Consider the following 16,661-nt stretch of genomic DNA (forward strand, 5'->3'; position numbering starts at 1 on the left):
CGACCCGCGCACCGGCGCACGTCGCGTCTCGCTTGTCATGCGCCGTCACCGTCGACGGGAACGCACAGCTCGGCGAGCAGGCCACGGACGCGGGCCTCGATGTCAGCGGCGATCGCCGCAACGCCGTCTTCGGAGGCGAGGGCGGGGTCACCGACAGCCCAATCTTCGTAGCGGACGCCGGGGATGATCGGGCACACGTCCCCGCAGCCCATCGTGACCACGACGTCCGCGGCGCGGACGGCGTCGTCGGTGAGCGGCTTCGGGAACGCGGCCGCGGCGTCCTGCTCGCCTTCGATGTCGGCGAGGATCGAGCGCACGTGCGGGTGCACCTCGGCCGCTGGCGTCGACCCGGCCGACCGGGCAACAACCGCACCGCCGGAGAGCTGATTGACGAGGGCGGCGGCGAGCTGAGAACGGCCCGCGTTTGCGACGCACACGAACAGCACCTGCGGCATCCCCGTTTCGCGATCCCGCGTGAGGTCGGCGAGACGCTGACGGGCGAAACGTTCGGTGAGCGGGATCATATGCTGGGTGAGCTTCGCCGAGCGGACGAGACCCGCGAACGACTCGCGCACGATCGTGACGACGAGGTTGCGGTTCAGGTGCGTCATCTCGTCGGCGAGCTCGGCGGCGAGGTGCTCGACCTTCGCGTCGAGGGCGGCCAGTGCCGTCGCGCGGTCTTCCTGCTCGGCCTGCGCGTCGGCGATCGCGGCGGGCGCGAACGCGTCCAGCAGCGCGGTCACGGCCTGCTTCCGCGCCGGCAGGATGCTGTAGTACACCCAGGTGCCGCGCCGCTCGGAGGCCAGCAGCCCGGTGTCCTTGAGCTTCTTCAAGTGATGCGAGACGGTGGGCTGGGAGACGTCGGCGAGCTCGGCGAGGTCGCACACGCAGGCCTCGCCGCGCGGGTCCGTCGCGATCGCCGACAGCATCCGCAGCCGGAACGGATCGGCCAGCGCCTTGAGCGTTGAAGCGACAGCATCGGCGGCGTCTTCGCCGATGACGTGCGTCGGGGTCGGTGTGCAGAGCTCGGTGGTGGTCATGATGCCCTCGATTTGGTGACGGCGGGAACCGCATACGGGTCGGTGTGGAACCACGTGCGGGCGGCCCAGAGCGAGACATAGACCAGACCCACGAGCACGGGCACCTCGATGAGCGGGCCGACGACGCCTGCGAGGGCCTGGCCGCTGGTCGCGCCGAAGGTGCCGATCGCGACGGCGATGGCGAGCTCGAAGTTGTTGCCTGCCGCCGTGAACGCGAGGGTCGTCGAGCGGGCGTAGTTGAGGCCGATGCCCTTCCCGAGCAGGAGGCCTGCGAACCACATGATCGCGAAGTACGCCAACAGCGGCAGCGCGATCCGGGCGACGTCCCACGGCTGCGACGTGATCGCCTCACCCTGCAGCGCGAATAGCAGCACGATCGTGAACAGGAGGCCGTAGAGCGCGAACGGGCCGATAAAGGGGATGAACTTCGCCTCGTACCAGTCGCGGCCCTTCGCCTTCTCACCGAAGAAGCGAGTGAGGAACCCAGCCGCGAGCGGGACGCCAAGGAATACGAGCACGTTGATCGCGATCTGCCCGATCGAGACATCCAGGCCTTGGGAGTCGAGGCCGAGCCAGCCCGGCAGCACGGTGAGGTAGAACCAGCCGAGCAGCGAGAACGCGACGACCTGGAACACGGAGTTGATGAACACCAGCACCGCGGTCGCTTCACGTTCGCCGCAAGCGAGGTCGTTCCAGATCACCACCATCGCGATGCAACGCGCGAGCCCCACGATGATGAGACCGGTGCGGTACTCGGGCAGATCGGGCAGGAAGAGCCACGCGAGGGCGAACATCACGGCAGGCCCTGCGATCCAGTTCAGGATCAGCGATGAGACGAGGAGCTTTTTGTCTCCCGTGACAGCGGCGACCTTGTCGTAGCGGACCTTCGCCAGCACCGGATACATCATCACCAGCAGTCCGAGACCGATCGGCACCGAGATACCACCGACCTCCATATGCGCGAGCAGGTCGGACAGTGCGGGGATGAAGCGGCCGAGGAGGAGGCCCGCGACCATGGCGAGCCCGATCCACAGCGGCAGCCACCGGTCAAGGGTGGACAGCTTCGCCGGCATCGCGCGGGTCTGGGTTGCGGTGCTCATACGATCAGCTCGTCAATCTTGCCCGCGATGATCGGCTTCGGGTGTGCGCCGATGAGCACGTCGACGCGCTCACCGCCCCGGTAGAACCCGAGAGTCGGGATCGACGTGACATCAGCAGCCATCGCGGTCTGCGGGTTGGCGTCCGCGTCGAGCTTCACGATCTTCACGCGGCCGTCGTACTCGCCGGCGAGATCGTCGAGGATCGGTGCGATCGCCTTGCACGGCCCGCACCAGGTCGCCCAGATGTCGACCACGACGGGGATGTCGGACTGCAGCACCTCGGCCTCGAACGTGGCGTCGGTGACGGTGATGGTCGCGCTCATGCGGACACCTCCAGAAGTTCGGTCTCGGTCTCGTCGGCAGGCAGGCAGGCCGGCGAGGAAATGCTGCGCGTCAAGGGCCGCGGCACAGCCCGTGCCCGATGCCGTGATCGCCTGCCGGTAACGGCGGTCGACGAGATCACCCGCGGCGAACACGCCAGGCAGGTTCGTCGCGGTCGACGGATGGTCGACGAGCACGTAGCCGTCGTCGTCGAGATCGACCTGCCCGGTCAGCAGCTCCGAGCGCGGGTCGTGCCCGATCGCAACGAACACGCCAGAGATCGGAAGGGCACGCTCGTCACCGGTGACGGTGTCGCGCAGGCGGAGCGCTTCGACGGCGTTCTCACCGACGAGCTCGGCGACTTCACTGTTCCAGGCGACCTCGATCTTCGGATCGGCGCGCACCCGCTCGGCCATGATCTTCGACGCCCGGAAGTCATCACGCCGGTGCACGATCGTGACCTTCGACGCGAAGCGCGTGAGGAACAGTGCCTCTTCCATCGCGGAGTCCCCGCCGCCGACGACGGCGATCTCCTTCTCGCGGAAGAAGAAGCCGTCGCAGGTCGCGCACCATGACAGGCCGTGACCGGAGAGCCGAGCTTCCTCGGCGAGGCCGAGCTTGCGGTAAGCGGAACCGGTGGTGAGGATCACGCTACGCGCCTCGAACGTTTCGCCCGAGCCGGTCTCGATCGTCTTGACCTCGCCTGCGAGGTCGAGCCGGGTCGCGTCGTCGTAGACGATACGCGCCCCGAAGCGCTCGGCCTGCGCACGCATCGCGTCCATCAGGTCCGGGCCCTGCACCCCGTCGGTGAAGCCCGGGAAGTTCTCGACCTCGGTGGTCGTCATGAGCGAACCGCCGGCGGTCACCGAGCCAGCGACCACGACGGGAGAAAGCCCCGCCCTGGCCGCGTAGACCGCGGCCGTATACCCCGCCGGACCAGACCCGACGATCACCACCTGTTGCATCGACATGTCTCTATATTGACATTCATCGAACCAAGCGGCAAGTCGGGTAGGTGCGTTCGGGAGGTTGTTCGCCGAGTGTTCACCCGGCGGAGTCGCCGCCGTCATCTACAGGACGGTCGACTCGGGCGGGATGCGCATAGCGGAGGGCGGTGTCGATGCCGATGCCGAACAGGTCGCAGATGCGTCGCACATCGCCGCCGGTCTGTTCGACCTCGTAGAGGATGCGGTCAGTGCGCAGCGCCTGCGCGGTGACTCCGGCCTTCTTCCAGGGGAAGTTCCGGCCCGGTGGCGACAGGCGCGGCGCGGTCTGGATCGTGACGAGCAGGTACGGGTTCTTCGTCTCGGGCCAACGCGTGGCGCGATGGTCGAGCCAGGCGGCCAGGCGCACCCGCACGGGTTCGGCGAGCGGGATCGTACGGCCGTCGGGCATGCGGAGTCTGCCGTCAATGATATCGGTGAGCTGGACGTGCTGCACCTGTTGCGTGGTGAGGGCGTGGAAAGCGACGAGGGCGACGGCCAGAGCGATTGCGGGGTCAGGGCTGGTGAGCGCGTCACGGATCGCGGACTTCTCCATCGGGAGCGGGATCGTGCGTTTGGGGCCGCGCAGCGGAATCGGTTTCGTCGGGTCGGCGAAGACGATCTTGCGGCCGCGCAGGATCGTGAACAGGGTGCGGAAGCCGAGCATCATCGTGTGCTGGCGGCTCGGATCATCCGGGAGCGCGTCGAGGATGTCTTCAGTGCTGATCCCGGTCAGGCTGGTGCGGCCTTCCTCGACCCAGCGGGTGATCGCGGGGAGGATGCCGTACATCTGCCCTTTCACGGTCATCGTGTCGCGGGGTTGACGGCGCGGCGTGGTCTTCGATCCGTCGGCCATGATGTCGCGCCAGAGTTCGAGCTGGGAGCGCATCGGCTCGGGCAGATGCCTGGTCTTACGGGCGAAGAGCTGCTCGAACGTCGGCACTCGGTCGTCGATGAGGAGGTCGGCGTCGCCCAGGACTTCGATCGTGGAGCGGATGTTGCCGTCATCGTCGTAGCGGCGCATCGCGAGAATGTCGGAAGCACGGAAGTGCAGATTCGCGCCGGGGAACACGAGCTGGAGAATCTTCAACGTGCGCCGCACCTGGTTCGTCTGCCGTTTGCTCCACGCATACTCGGCGGCGCGGGCGTACAGGAAGTGATCGGTGCGGGAGGTGATGTCGCGCAGCCGGATCTCGTTCGAGCGCTGCCGCACCCGTTCCGGGTCGGGATCCAGATCGAACAGCACCGGCTGGGTGCTCTCGGCGACCGGCGGCGGCGCGGCGACGAGCCGGATCGCTTGGCGCAGGCTCATCGCCATCGGCCGGTGCTTCTCGGCAGGCCTGCGGGGATCGTTCATCACGGCGAAGAACAGTTGCGCCCCGAACTTTCGCGGTGCGTCGAGGTCGAGCGGTTCGCCGAGTACTTGCAGCATCCGGGCGGTCTCCAGGCAGAGGCGGCAGTAGCCCTGCTCACCGATGGTGACGTCGCGATGGCACGAGACGCATTCGCCTTGCGGGTAGTGCTTGAACCACCAGCGGCACTTCGGGCACCGCCAGTTGCGATTCCGGTAGACGCCCCAGGCCAGGCAATCACGGCAGGACCCCATGAAGCCGGGACTTCCCGGATGGCAATGCGCGCACAATCCTTGGCTGTAGTACTCGCTCGATCCGCATCTGCGGCATAGCGGCGGAGCGAAGGGGCCGCCGGGGATGCAGTCGTAGCAGTAGTCGACGCGAGGCTGGAGCCACGCGGCCGGTTTCACGCCGCACCCCGTGCAGGGCAGCGGCGGGCTCAGCGGCCCGTTCGGACCGCGTGCCGGACTCATAGTGGCGGGGCGGGCCGGTCATCCTTCGCGCCCAACCGTGGCGTCACTCGCGGTGTCGAACCGTTGGCCTCGCTGTGCTGCTCGAGCCTTCGCGTGCGCGCGCTGACCTTTTCCGGTTCGGGCACGAGGAGGTCTGTCGGCTGGCAGTCCAGGACGTGGCAGATCACGTCGAGATCATCAAGGCGGATCGTCGTCGGAGTGCCCGTCCACAGCCCCGACATCTTGCCCTGGCTCATCTCCAACCCAGCGGCGGCGAGCATGCGCCGCAACTCCGCAGACTTCCAGATGCCGCGCTCAGCGGCCTGGACTCTCAGGTTCCACTTCATCAGTCACGCCATCCCTTCGAATCGTTCCTCAACGCTCTTGTTCGCGTGCGCCCACGCATCCTCGATGTGCTGGCTCGAGACGTGGATGTACTGCGTCGTCGTCGACAGCCACTGATGCCCGAGCAGTTCTTGGAGGGCTTTCAAGTCCATACCCGCCAGATACAGCGACGACGCGCAATAGTGCCGCAGCACGTGCGGAGTCAGATCACCCGACCACGCAGGCAGAAACCGCTCGGTCGCACGCACCAGCCCGCGCCGGAGCACATCGTCGCTGGCCCTCCCCGTGCGGCCGAGCTCATGATCGAACCGTTCCGACGGGATCAGCGGCGCATCCGGGTCATCCCAATCCGGGCCGAACCTGTGCCGCACGTCGCCGAGCCACCAATCCATGAGCTTGTCGGCACCGTTGATCGCGGGAACCAGGCGCTGCTTCGAGCCGCGCCCGCGCGAGCCTTTCCCAAATCGGACATGCAGTTTCCCGAGCGTGCCGAGATCGGGCCGCCAGTCGCGAAGATCGAGTTTCGTGCTCTCCGTGATCCGCAGCCCGACTCGCCGCCACAACGACGCCGCGAAGTAGTTCCGCGCCGCCGGGAGAAATCGCCGCTCATCCTGCAACGAAGCCGCCCAGCCGCCGAAGAGTCGGTCGACCTCCGCGTCCGAGGGCGGGACGCGGACTTTGCCGAGCGACGAACCCGATTGCCGGTTGTACTCATCGATGGGCTGCTCGATCACCCACCCGGTAAGCGCGTTGATGTCGGCCTGATACCGACTGATCGCAAAGTCGAAGAACTGGGCGATCACGCCCGCTTTGCCCGCACGCGTCGAAGCCGCAAGACCCGCTCGGCGAAGCCCGGCAAGAAACGCGTCCGCGTCGGCGGGCTTGACCTGCCACAGCGGGATATTCACGTGCGAACGGAGCTCGAAGATCGCTGTTCGTGAGTGCGAGATGTAAGCGTCGCTGAGCCCAGCTGCGGCCATCGCGAGCGCGTACTGGTCGATGATCTCCTGCTCGAAGTCCGCAGCATCTTCCTCGGACCGCCACCCGCGAGCGGTCCCGATACTCCGAACGACAGCGAGGTTCATCAGCCCGCTACTTCAGCAATCCTGACCATGCATCAAGAATACGCCCGAATCGTCAGGAATCGTGATGGTTTGTCAGGAATCTTGATCCGGCGTGGCTTCGTTGCTACAGCGGGCAGGACGCACCTGAACCACATGGAAGCAACTCACGAAGACGCGGGAATAGAGACAAATCCGCCTAACCCCACAGCTCCCGGTAGCACTGCGGGCCTGTCATGAGCATGCAGGGCGCACCCATCTCGTCACCGCGAACGGTGTCGCCTGTAGGGGCGGCGGCGCGATGAGCGGCTTGTCCGAGGAGGAACTCGCCCAACACTCGACCGCGTTGGTGGACGGGTTGGAAGAGATCGCGCAGAGATACCCAGAGCACGTCATTCTCGCGTGGGAGGACCCCGTCACCTTCGGGAGCGGCCATTTCGTCCTGTATCCAGAAGCAGGCTCGATGACCCGGTTCGCGGTCGAGGAGCAATACACGGGCACCGATTGGTCCGACGACGATCGGGTGGCAACCTCGTGGACATGGGATTCACAGGCACGAGTTCGGCAAGCTGATGGCAGCTATCCCTGGAGGTCTCTCGCGCATGGCGAAGTCAAGGCCGGCGACTATCAGCAGCTACTGGACCTCGCCAAGGAATGGGCGAAGACTTCTCACGATCATGCAGAACGGGAACAGGCCCTCACCGCTGATCCCATCACGACGACGGCCGTCGACCGGGCGGGCGGGCCGCGCACCTTGTTGTCATGAACCCAAGAAATCACCCTCCAATGTCTTCGCTCGTTTTCGTTCGTGCGGACGTGATCGTATGAGTCTGCGCCGTGCCCGCCGAACCCCACAGAACCCACCCGTCCCACCCGTCCCACCGTCAGACCAGCGCGCAGAGATGGTCGTGGTGCCACCGGTGCTTCCGCAGATCCTCCTCGAGGCCATCAATGCCGACACACTCATCGCCACCGTCAACGGAGATAAGCTCTCGGCCACCCCGATCCGGCGAAGCGATATCACGCAGACCCTCACCGAGCTCATCGCCCGGCTCGGATCACCGACACGGGTGGAGGTGCGGGAGCTGGATGGCAGCGTCCACGCCGATATCCTCACCGCGCCCGCACCGCAGCCTCGGTCACCGTTTGCCCCGCCCGCCGACGTACCCGCAGCGGTGGTGCTACCGAGCTTGTTGGAGTTCGCCGCCGATGGATTCGTACCCGGCGAGGATGTTGCCCTCGCCCTGATTCTCCGCCATTCCTCCGCAGGACCGACGGGCACCGCCCGGGCGCTTTTGGATCGTGGAGAGAAACCAGTCGTGACAGGTGAGGTGATTCTGTTCGGCCGGATCTCCGGCACCACATCGGTGCAGCGCATCGACTGACCCGGCACAGCGCCCCGCACCTGTTCTCCTGACCCCGCACGCCCTGTCTCGGGGTCAGGAAGGTGGCCCGTCATGTCTGGCCCTGTGCAGGCGAAACCCGCCAACGATCTCTTCATCAACCTCGCCCTCGGCACCCTCATTGCCGCTGCCGGCTTCACCGGACTCATAAGAATCGCAGGCAGCGTGGCAGCGTTCCTCAGTGGCCTGCCGGAACCCACCGAAGGGTTCACCTCCGGCGTCAGCGTTCTCGCCACCCCCACCGATCCAGGGAAAGCACTCGGTGCTGACGGCCTCAACCCGATCCTCTACTGGGTCATCGTCGCCCTGTTCCTCGGGATCCTCGGAACGGCGGGCTTCTTCGTCTGGCGGGCAATCCACCAGGCCCACTCAAAAACCGACCCGCACCGGTTGGCCGGCACCGCAACAGCAGCCGAGGTCGCCCGGGTTGCCTCGGCAAAGGCCCTGGTAAAGAAGGCTGCAACGCTGCGGCCGTCACTGACCGGAAAGCCGGTCCCTGCCGATGTTGGATATCTCCTCGGCACCGGCAAAGGCGGGCAGGTGTGGGCGACCGTTGAAGACAGCATCCTGTTGATCGGTCCGCCCCGTTCCGGGAAAGGTTTGCATGTGGTCATCAACGCAATTCTCGACGCGCCCGGTGCTGTCATCACAACCTCCACCCGCCCTGACAATCTCACCGCGACGTTGAAAGCGCGGGCACGGAAGGGAAAGGTTGCCGTCTTCGACCCGCAGCAGCTGGCCCCGGGACTGCCCGCGGGGATGCGCTGGTCACCGGTGAGGGGCTGCCAGGACCCGTTGACGGCGATGATCCGCGCGAAAGGCCTTGCCACGGCCACCGGGTTCGGTGGTGTCCAAGATGCCGGATTCTGGGAAGGAAAGACCACTGCCGCAATCCAAGGACTCCTGCACGCGGCAGCACTGGATGGGCGCGGCGCGAGAACGCTCTACAAGTGGGCACTAAACCCGACTCTCGCCGCCGATGCTGTCCGGATCCTCTCCTCACACCCGGGAGCAGCGGAAGGATGGGCAGACTCATTGGATGCGATGGTGCAAGCCGACCCACGCACCAGGGACTCCATCTGGCAAGGCGTCTCCCTCGCGTTCTCCGCCCTGGCCGATCCTCGCGTCCTTGACGCGGTGAGCCCAGCCCCGGGCGAAGAGTTCGACCCGGAATCATTCCTGTTGGGTAACGGAACTTTGTACCTACTGGCGACGGGGGCCGGTGCTGGGGCGGCATCTGCGCTGGTGGCGGCGTTCATCGAAGACCTCGTCGAGACCGCGAGGAAGATCGCCGCACACTCACCGGGAGCCCGCATGGACCCACCTCTCCTGCTCGCGCTCGACGAGATCGGGAACCTCGCACCGTTACCCAGTCTGCCGACGCTGATGGCGGAAGGCGGCGGCACCGGCATCACCCCGCTGCCGGTGCTGCAGTCGCTGGCCCAAGCGCGGGAAAAGTGGGGCGAGAACCAGGCCAACGCGATCTGGGACGCCTCCATCGTGAAGATCATCCTCGGAGGCGCATCCAACAGCAGAGACCTGCAAGACCTCGCCACCCTCATCGGGGACCGCGACGAAACCACCGACTCCATTACCACCGACGCGTACGGAGCGCACTCGAGCCAGCGATCGATCCGACGCGTGCCGATCCTGCCACCCGATGTGCTGCGCACGCTCCCGTTCGGAACCGGGGTGGTGATGCTCCGCACCGCACGCCCCATCATCACGAACTTGCGGCCTTGGCCGAACCGCGCCGACTCGAAGCAACTCCGCACCGACCGGGCCGAGATCGAGCAGACACTTCAGGGCCGTGCCAGATAGTCCGGATCGGGATCGTACCTGTCGGGTAGTCCCAGCGATTCCGCGGGGGCGATGATCGATAGGAGTGAAGCTGATGACTATTCGCACGAAGGAATCCCTCTCGGGTTTCATCGCATCCGACCCGGAACTGACGTTCACCAGCAAAGGGGATGCGCGTTTGTATATGCGTGTCGGGCAACCGCAGGCCCGCTTCGAAGAAGACGGTACTTTCACAAACCTGGATCCGGCATTCACTGACCTCGTGATGTTCCGTAAATCCGCTGAACTCGCGCATGCGCAGTTCCGTAAAGGCGACAACTTCATCGCCGAGGGTGAAACCCGCACATACACCGGCAACGAAGGGGCCGACCGAGAACAGTTTGTCGCGTCCCGAATCGGACATGACAACAACATCACCCGCTACACGGTTGACCGCACCGGCCCGGAACGCGACGCTGCAAAGCGGGAGGCCCCGGTACAGGAACAAGTGCAACAGGCACTCGCGGAGCGAGAAGCGCAGCTGGACCCTGAACCTGCCACAGCTGCCCGCGACAACACCCCTCCTCGCGAGGCCGTGGCCCGATGACCCGGGTGCGGCGACCAGTACCCCGTACACCTCCATCTGGTCGCCGCACTCGACTTCTTACTTGGCGCACTGTCCCGGTGCGTACGACTTCTTCGCCGATGGAGTTTCTCATGAACCCCGATAACACCTCGCCTCATTTACCCCAGCCAAAGCCTGACTTCGATGGGGTGGACCTGTCTGACTTGCCTCCGGAGATCGAAGCGAAGACCCGGCAGCTCGCGAAACAGGCCTACGTGAACGACCTCGCCGCGACGCTTGCCGCTGTGCCTCGTCCGATTAACTGGCTCACCCTGCCACCTGATGATGTCGAACACGAACTCCTCGCCCTGAATGCCTGGGTTGACTGGCTCCGTCACACCTACGGCCTGCCCGCCCAGGTCGTGCCGCCGATGTGGCACCGTCACCCCGAACTCTTGTGGGAACTCTCGGCACTCAGGCAACACTGGTTGTTCTGTTTCGACCCGCAAGCCAAAGGGAACCAGGCCCTTGCCTGGCATCACGACTTCGCTGTCGCCCGGGAACGCCTCCGCGACTGGGTCACGATATCCGGTACTCGGCTTGACCGCGACCGACCCACCAGGGTCACGCCATGGCCCGGCGGGGAAGCTGAAGATTGGGTCGAACCCGACACGGCTGAACGACCAGTGGCCGATCGTACGGACGATTTCGCTTCCTTCGTCGCCGAGCAGGTTGCGGGTCGGCTGGCAGAGCTGGACGCGGTCATTCGGAAAGTAGCAGAGGATGAGAGGCGCGGGCAATGAGCCGTACGAAGCGGTATGAGCGCCGAACTGGATACGTGCCGTACGCGGAGCGACGCTTTTTCGTCGACGCAGTTCACAGGCCTGAGCCCGACCTTGGGGTCCTCACGGAACTGTTTATCCGTCTTACGCTCGAACGTGTCGCTGAAGCCCGCGAGCAGCGTGAGGGCGCAAAGCCGCCGTCATCTTTCAAATCTCCTCAGCACCTGTAACTCACTGGCACCGCAAGGTACCATCGAACAACTACACGCCCTTCCAACCTGAACGGTCGGGGCGCGCACTAACCACACGCGAACCGCTCCTCACCGAACCGGAACGCAGACGCCAGGCTCATCGCCGGCAGCCACCACACTCGACGCACGCACCTGCTGGCAGGGCATTTCCATTTCTGTTTCTGTCGAGTGAAAGGTGGCCCGCCATGCGCGCTCGCACCCTCCAGGCTCCAGCCCAGAGTCAACAATCTCCTCTCGGAACAGCGACAAGACCGCTCGGAGTTGCCCTCTCCGGCGAAGCCTTCGCCGTCTCCTATCTGCGCGTCTCTACCAAAGAGCAGGCTGAGAAAGGAGGCCAGGACGAAGGTTTCTCAATCCCTGCGCAACGGGACGCGAATCTGCACAAAGCCTCCCAGCTTGGGGCGGTCGTCATTGAAGAGTTCGTTGATGCGGGTGAGTCCGCGAAGAAGGCTGACCGGCCTGCCTTGCAGCGCATGATCCAGTACGTGAAAACCCACCGGGTCGCGTACTGCATAGTGCACAAAGTCGACCGCCTCGCACGAAACCGTGCCGATGACGTCGCCATCCACTTCGCCCTCCAAGAAGCCGGAGTGATGCTGGTCTCAGCGACGGAGAACATCGACGAAACCCCTTCGGGGATGCTGCTCCACGGCATCATGTCCACGATCGCGGAGTTCTACTCGCGAAACCTCGCCACCGAAGTCGTCAAAGGGATGACCCAGAAAGCCATGACCGGTGGCACCCCGTCGAAGGCTCCACTCGGATACCTAAACACGCTCGAACGCGACGAACTCGGCCGTGAGGTCCGCTCCGTCGCACTCGACCCGGAACGTGCTCCGCTCGTGAAGTGGGCCTTCGAAGCATACGCAGCCGGAAACTACTCACTGGCGAAACTGACCGCTGAGCTCTTGGGCAGAGGGCTCATCTCCGTGCCAAGCCCGCGACGACCTTCGAGGTCGATCCCGCTATCTTCAGTGCATCGGATGCTGCAGAATCCCTACTACAAAGGGGACGTCGTCTACCGCGGGGTCCGTTACGACGGTGCCCACGAACGGATCGTCGAGCCTGAAGTCTGGTACCAAGTGCAGTCCGTGCTCGCCTCGCACAACGCGTCCGGTGATCGCACGCAGAAGCACGACCACTACCTCAAAGGCAGCGTGTTCTGCCAGCAGTGCGGGGCGCGACTGATGGTAAACAAGACCAAAGCTCGCAACGGTGATATCTACCCGTACTTCGTCTGCCTCGGTCGTCATCGAAAGCGCACCGACTGCACGCAAGCAGCGATCCTGACGACCGACGTCGAAGCGCTCATCGTTGATTACTACCAGCGTGTGCAGATCACGCCGGCTACTCGGGATGCGCTGCGCGGCATGCTCCACCACGAACTTGACCGCCTCACTAAGTCCTCGTCAACCGAGGTCGCCGACCTCACTCGCAGGCGTGCAAAGAACATCACAGAGCAAGACCGGCTCCTCGAAGCGCACCTGAAAGATGCCTTGAGCTTGGAGCAGTTCGCGAAGTTCCAAGATCGACTCCGTGCTGAGGTCGCCGCGATCGATGACCGTCTTGCAGAGCACCACAACGACTACGCCGAAGCACGGCACCACATCGATGACTGTCTTGACCTTGCGGCCGACATTGGGCGGATTTACGCCGGGTGTGACGACCAGAATCGACGCCTAGCGAACCAGGCGTTCTTTACTCGCATCCGCATTGGCGAGCACAAAGAGATAAAAGGTGAACTGGCGAAGCCATTCAACGTAATCCTCGACCCGGAAGTGCAGCGCGGAGCGGCTGCGTGGAGCGAGCAGGGCGACGGAGCGGAGACCGACGGCCGAACTGCGACACGCACTAACGTGTCGCAGTTTCGAACGTCGAACATTGGGTGCCCTCGGAGGGATTCGAACCCCCGACCTACGGTACCGGAAACCGACGCTCTATCCCCTGAGCTACGAAGGCGTGGCAACCGTGGCTGCCAATGGGAACGAGAAGAGCTTAGCAGGTGCAGGGGCTCGGAAGAAAAACGCGCAGGCTAAAGACCAACATATGGCGGGTATTGTTGGGCCAATGGGGAACTCATGAGCGTAAAAAAACAGCATAGGGCGTGGCTCTTCGCGGCCGCCATCATCCTGACAGCCCTGACGCTGCGGGCGGCCGTGACAGTCGTTCCACCCTTGATCTCAACCATCAACGAAGACCTCCCGCTCAGCGCCTCGACCATCGGGATCCTGGGCATGCTGCCGACCGCCGCCTTTGGACTATTCGGCTTCCTGACGCCGTATGTGATTCGCCGGGCACCGCTGGAAAAGCTCATCGTGCTGGCCATCTTTGTCGGAATCGTTGGCCAGATCGCGCGAGTTTTGGTCCCCAATACTCCACTTTTCCTGCTCTTTTCCGTGGTGGCATTCGGTGGTCTCGGCGCTGGCAATGTGCTGTTGCCGCCCTTGGTTAAGAAGTATTTCCCCACCAGGATTGGGCTCATGACGGCACTGTACGTCACTTCCATTTCAGTGGGTACGGCACTGCCGGCACAGCTTTCGGTCCCCGTGGCCGACGCCACAAGTTGGCAGTTCTCCCTCGCCTCTTGGGCAGGAATCAGCACCATCGCCTTGATCCCTTGGCTGGTAGCGCTCATTTCCCCAAGCACGACGCCGGCCTCCGCCAACCCTTCCAAGACACCTCACGCCGTCGTGGTTCAGACGCCGGTGATTCATTCGGCGGTGGCCACGGCACCAGTGCCCAAAATGAATTTGTGGCGTTCGCCCACCGCGTGGGGGCTGACGTTCATGTTTGGGTGCACATCGCTGAACACGTACGCCATGTTTGCGTGGCTTCCTGAAATCCTGACGGGGGCGGGGCTGGATAGGGGACAGGCTGGGTCCATGCTGGCTCTCTTTGCCGCCCTCGGCTTGCCCCTGAGCCTAGGTATTCCGATCATTGCTGCCAAGATGCGCAACCCGTTCCCTGCAGTCGTAGTCATGCTGGCCTGTTTCGTGGTGGGATACATGGGCCTGCTGCTATCACCGGCTGAGGGGACCTGGATCTGGGTGGCCCTGGCCGGACTCGGCCCCGGCACGTTCCCGCTGTCGCTGCTGCTGATCAATCACCGCACGCGCACTCAACTCGGTGCGGGGGTTCTGTCCGGGTTCAGCCAGGGTATGGGATACGCGTTGGCGTGCACGGGGCCGCTGTTCTTTGGGCTGCTGCACCAGTGGACGGGTTCTTGGACTGTTCCATTCATGTTCTTGTTTGGGTCCTTGGTGCTGCTGGGTGTCGGCGCCTGGATCATTTGCCGCCCCAAGATGCTCGAGGACGATTTCGCTCCGGTGCCCGTCGGTGCCTAGAGGAGCGTGGTCGTAATCCGCGGCCGCCATGCATTGATCCGTGAGCTCTGGTCGTTCTGGTGCTTCTAAACGACCTAAGCTCACGGACCGATGATCTATGGAGTCGAAATGGAGGGGCTCCGGCGCCCGGCCGCGGCTTGGCGGACAGCAACGCACCGGATCTGCCACATTCTGGGCGTGATGGCCACGGATTGGGGGAGGGCCCGGCCGGAACCGTACACTTAGAGGCGTGACTCCTGAAGAACTTTCTGCCGCCATTACCACTTGCCTAAAAGATGCGCTCGACGCCGGTGAACTCACTGTTCCCGTCGAAGCGCTGCCCTCGGAAGTCCGGGTGGAGCGGCCCAAGAGCCGCGACCACGGCGACTGGGCTACCAGCATCGCGCTCCAGCTGGCTAAGCCGGCCGGTGTTCCGCCGCGCAAAATCGCCGAGATTCTGCAGACCCGCCTGAGTGAAATCCCTGGTGTTTCCAAGGTCGATATCGCTGGCCCGGGTTTCTTGAACATCACCGTAGACGCCGCTGCTGCCGGAGAACTGGCCAAAGCGATCGTCGAAGCCGGCGAAAGCTTCGGCACCAATGTTGCCATGGCTGGCACCAAGATCAACTTGGAGTTTGTCTCCGCCAACCCCACTGGCCCTATCCACTTGGGCGGTACCCGCTGGGCTGCCGTGGGCGATTCTCTGGCCCGTATCTTCTTGTCTCAGGGTGCCGACGTAACCCGTGAGTACTACTTCAATGACCACGGCAACCAGATCGATAAGTTTGCCCGCTCATTGCTGGCTAGCGCCAAGGGTGAGCCCGCACCTGAAGATGGCTACGGTGGAGATTACATCGTTGACATCGCCACCGAGGTCATGGCGAACAACCCCGGCATCTTGGAGAGCACAGACCCGCAGGAAGAATTCCGCGCCCAGGGTGTGGAGCTCATGTTTGCTGCGATCCGCAAATCCCTGCACGAGTTCGGCGTCGACTTTGACGTCTACTTCCACGAGAATTCACTCTTTGAAGACGGTGCCGTTGAGAAGCTCCTGGAGCAGCTCAAGGGTTCTGGCAACATGTACCTCAAGGACGGCGCCTGGTGGCTGAACTCCACCGATTACGGTGACGACAAGGACCGTGTGGTCATCAAGTCCGATGGCAACGCAGCCTACATCGCCGGTGATATCGCCTACTTCAAGAACAAGCGTGACCGCGGCTTCGATCTGTGCATCTACATGCTCGGTGCCGACCACCACGGCTACGTTGCCCGCCTCAAGGCCGCCGCGGCAGCCATGGGCGATGACGCCAACCGCGTTGAGGTTCTCATCGGCCAGATGGTGAATCTGGTTCAGGACGGCAAGCCCGTGCGCATGTCCAAGCGTGCCGGCACCGTGGTCACCATGGAAGACCTCGTGGAGGCCGTGGGCACCGACGCCGCCCGCTATTCTCTGGCCCGCTTCTCCAGCGATTCCAACATTGACATTGACTTGGACGTGCTGACCAAGAAGTCCAACGAGAACCCGGTGTTCTACGTCCAGTACGCCCACGCCCGCACCTGCGCCGTGGCTCGCAACGCCGCCGCAGCCAACGTTGAGCGCACAGCTTTTGAGGCCGCTGCGCTCAGCCACGTCACCGAGTCGGAGCTGCTGGCCGTGCTGGGCCAGTACCCAGGCATGTTGTCCCAGGCCGCAGGCTTCCGCGAACCGCACCGCGTGGCTCGCCATCTGGAAGTTATCGCCGGTGCGTACCACCGCTGGTACGACGCCTGCCGCGTCACCCCCATGGGCGAGGAAGCTGTCACCGATGTGAACCGTACCCGTCTCTGGCTCAACGACGCCGTGGGGCAGGTTCTCGCCAACGGTCTGGCCATGCTGGGTGTCTCCGCTCCGGAACGGATGTAAG

General features: G+C 64.2%; 14 protein-coding genes, 1 tRNA gene and 2 pseudogenes. 8 read left to right on the plus strand and 9 right to left on the minus strand.

Features of this window, described 5'->3' with window-relative positions; genetic code table 11:
- Positions 1-35: 35 nt before the first annotated feature.
- The 8 genes and pseudogenes from AB0P14_RS05100 to AB0P14_RS05135 all read right to left on the minus strand — a co-directional run bounded on the left by AB0P14_RS05100 (position 36) and on the right by AB0P14_RS05135 (position 7,090).
- Complete coding sequence (locus AB0P14_RS05100; protein WP_054683691.1) at positions 36-1,040, minus strand: metalloregulator ArsR/SmtB family transcription factor; 1,005 nt, start codon at positions 1,038-1,040, stop codon at positions 36-38.
- Positions 1,037-2,140 carry an ACR3 family arsenite efflux transporter gene (gene arsB / locus AB0P14_RS05105; protein ID WP_363838603.1) on the minus strand — a complete coding sequence of 368 codons (1,104 nt, stop codon included), beginning with the start codon at positions 2,138-2,140 and terminating at the stop codon, positions 1,037-1,039. Before arsB ends, AB0P14_RS05100 begins: the two co-directional genes overlap by 4 nt.
- On the minus strand, positions 2,137-2,463 hold the full coding sequence (trxA, locus tag AB0P14_RS05110; protein ID WP_054683694.1) for a thioredoxin: 327 nt from the start codon (positions 2,461-2,463) through the stop codon (positions 2,137-2,139). The genes arsB and trxA overlap by 4 nt, the downstream gene beginning before the upstream one ends.
- 45 nt (positions 2,464-2,508) lie before the next feature.
- Positions 2,509-3,432: pseudogene (gene trxB / locus AB0P14_RS05115) on the minus strand (thioredoxin-disulfide reductase); the annotation flags it as partial.
- A 73-nt stretch (positions 3,433-3,505) separates the two neighbouring features.
- A complete protein-coding gene (locus AB0P14_RS05120; RefSeq protein ID WP_363838606.1) occupies positions 3,506-5,050 on the minus strand; it encodes a hypothetical protein in 1,545 nt (514 codons plus the stop codon).
- A 215-nt stretch (positions 5,051-5,265) separates the two neighbouring features.
- The gene (locus AB0P14_RS05125) at positions 5,266-5,595 is read right to left on the minus strand and encodes a helix-turn-helix transcriptional regulator (protein ID WP_054683702.1); all 330 of its coding nucleotides are present in this window, start codon (positions 5,593-5,595) and stop codon (positions 5,266-5,268) included.
- Positions 5,596-5,598: 3 nt separating this feature from the next.
- Positions 5,599-6,678, minus strand: coding sequence for a tyrosine-type recombinase/integrase (locus AB0P14_RS05130; protein ID WP_026937607.1), 1,080 nt, complete (start codon positions 6,676-6,678; stop codon positions 5,599-5,601).
- A gap of 175 nt (positions 6,679-6,853) precedes the next feature.
- A complete protein-coding gene (locus AB0P14_RS05135) occupies positions 6,854-7,090 on the minus strand; it encodes a hypothetical protein (RefSeq protein WP_363838610.1) in 237 nt (78 codons plus the stop codon).
- Between the two features lie 27 nt (positions 7,091-7,117).
- Between AB0P14_RS05135 and AB0P14_RS05140 the strand changes: the two genes are divergently transcribed.
- The 6 genes and pseudogenes from AB0P14_RS05140 to AB0P14_RS05165 all read left to right on the plus strand — a co-directional run.
- Entirely contained in the window at positions 7,118-7,420 is a 303-nt protein-coding gene (locus AB0P14_RS05140; protein ID WP_363838612.1) for a hypothetical protein, read from the plus strand.
- Between the two features lie 58 nt (positions 7,421-7,478).
- Positions 7,479-8,039: a hypothetical protein gene (locus tag AB0P14_RS05145; RefSeq protein ID WP_313276972.1), complete on the plus strand. Its 561-nt coding sequence runs from the start codon at positions 7,479-7,481 to the stop codon at positions 8,037-8,039.
- Positions 8,040-8,111: 72 nt separating this feature from the next.
- The gene (locus tag AB0P14_RS05150; RefSeq protein ID WP_313276974.1) at positions 8,112-9,878 is read left to right on the plus strand and encodes a TraM recognition domain-containing protein; all 1,767 of its coding nucleotides are present in this window, start codon (positions 8,112-8,114) and stop codon (positions 9,876-9,878) included.
- Between the two features lie 73 nt (positions 9,879-9,951).
- Positions 9,952-10,443, plus strand: a complete 492-nt coding sequence (locus AB0P14_RS05155; RefSeq protein ID WP_183664354.1) for a single-stranded DNA-binding protein — start codon at positions 9,952-9,954, stop codon at positions 10,441-10,443.
- A gap of 110 nt (positions 10,444-10,553) precedes the next feature.
- A complete protein-coding gene (locus AB0P14_RS05160; RefSeq protein ID WP_363838616.1) occupies positions 10,554-11,204 on the plus strand; it encodes a hypothetical protein in 651 nt (216 codons plus the stop codon).
- A 415-nt stretch (positions 11,205-11,619) separates the two neighbouring features.
- A pseudogene (locus AB0P14_RS05165) lies at positions 11,620-12,699 on the plus strand (recombinase family protein); the annotation flags it as partial.
- A 621-nt stretch (positions 12,700-13,320) separates the two neighbouring features.
- Here AB0P14_RS05165 and AB0P14_RS05170 read toward each other — a convergent pair.
- Positions 13,321-13,393: transfer RNA gene (locus AB0P14_RS05170), tRNA-Arg, on the minus strand.
- Between the two features lie 119 nt (positions 13,394-13,512).
- On the opposite strand from AB0P14_RS05170, the gene AB0P14_RS05175 reads away from it, so the two are divergent.
- Both AB0P14_RS05175 and argS read left to right on the plus strand, forming a co-directional pair.
- Positions 13,513-14,778: an MFS transporter gene (locus AB0P14_RS05175; protein ID WP_363838619.1), complete on the plus strand. Its 1,266-nt coding sequence runs from the start codon at positions 13,513-13,515 to the stop codon at positions 14,776-14,778.
- A 229-nt stretch (positions 14,779-15,007) separates the two neighbouring features.
- On the plus strand, positions 15,008-16,660 hold the full coding sequence (gene argS, locus AB0P14_RS05180; protein ID WP_363838622.1) for an arginine--tRNA ligase: 1,653 nt from the start codon (positions 15,008-15,010) through the stop codon (positions 16,658-16,660).
- The last annotated feature ends 1 nt before the right edge of the window (position 16,661 follow it).

The organism is Specibacter sp. NPDC078709 (genome assembly GCF_040686795.1).
GTDB lineage: Bacteria > Actinomycetota > Actinomycetes > Actinomycetales > Micrococcaceae > Specibacter.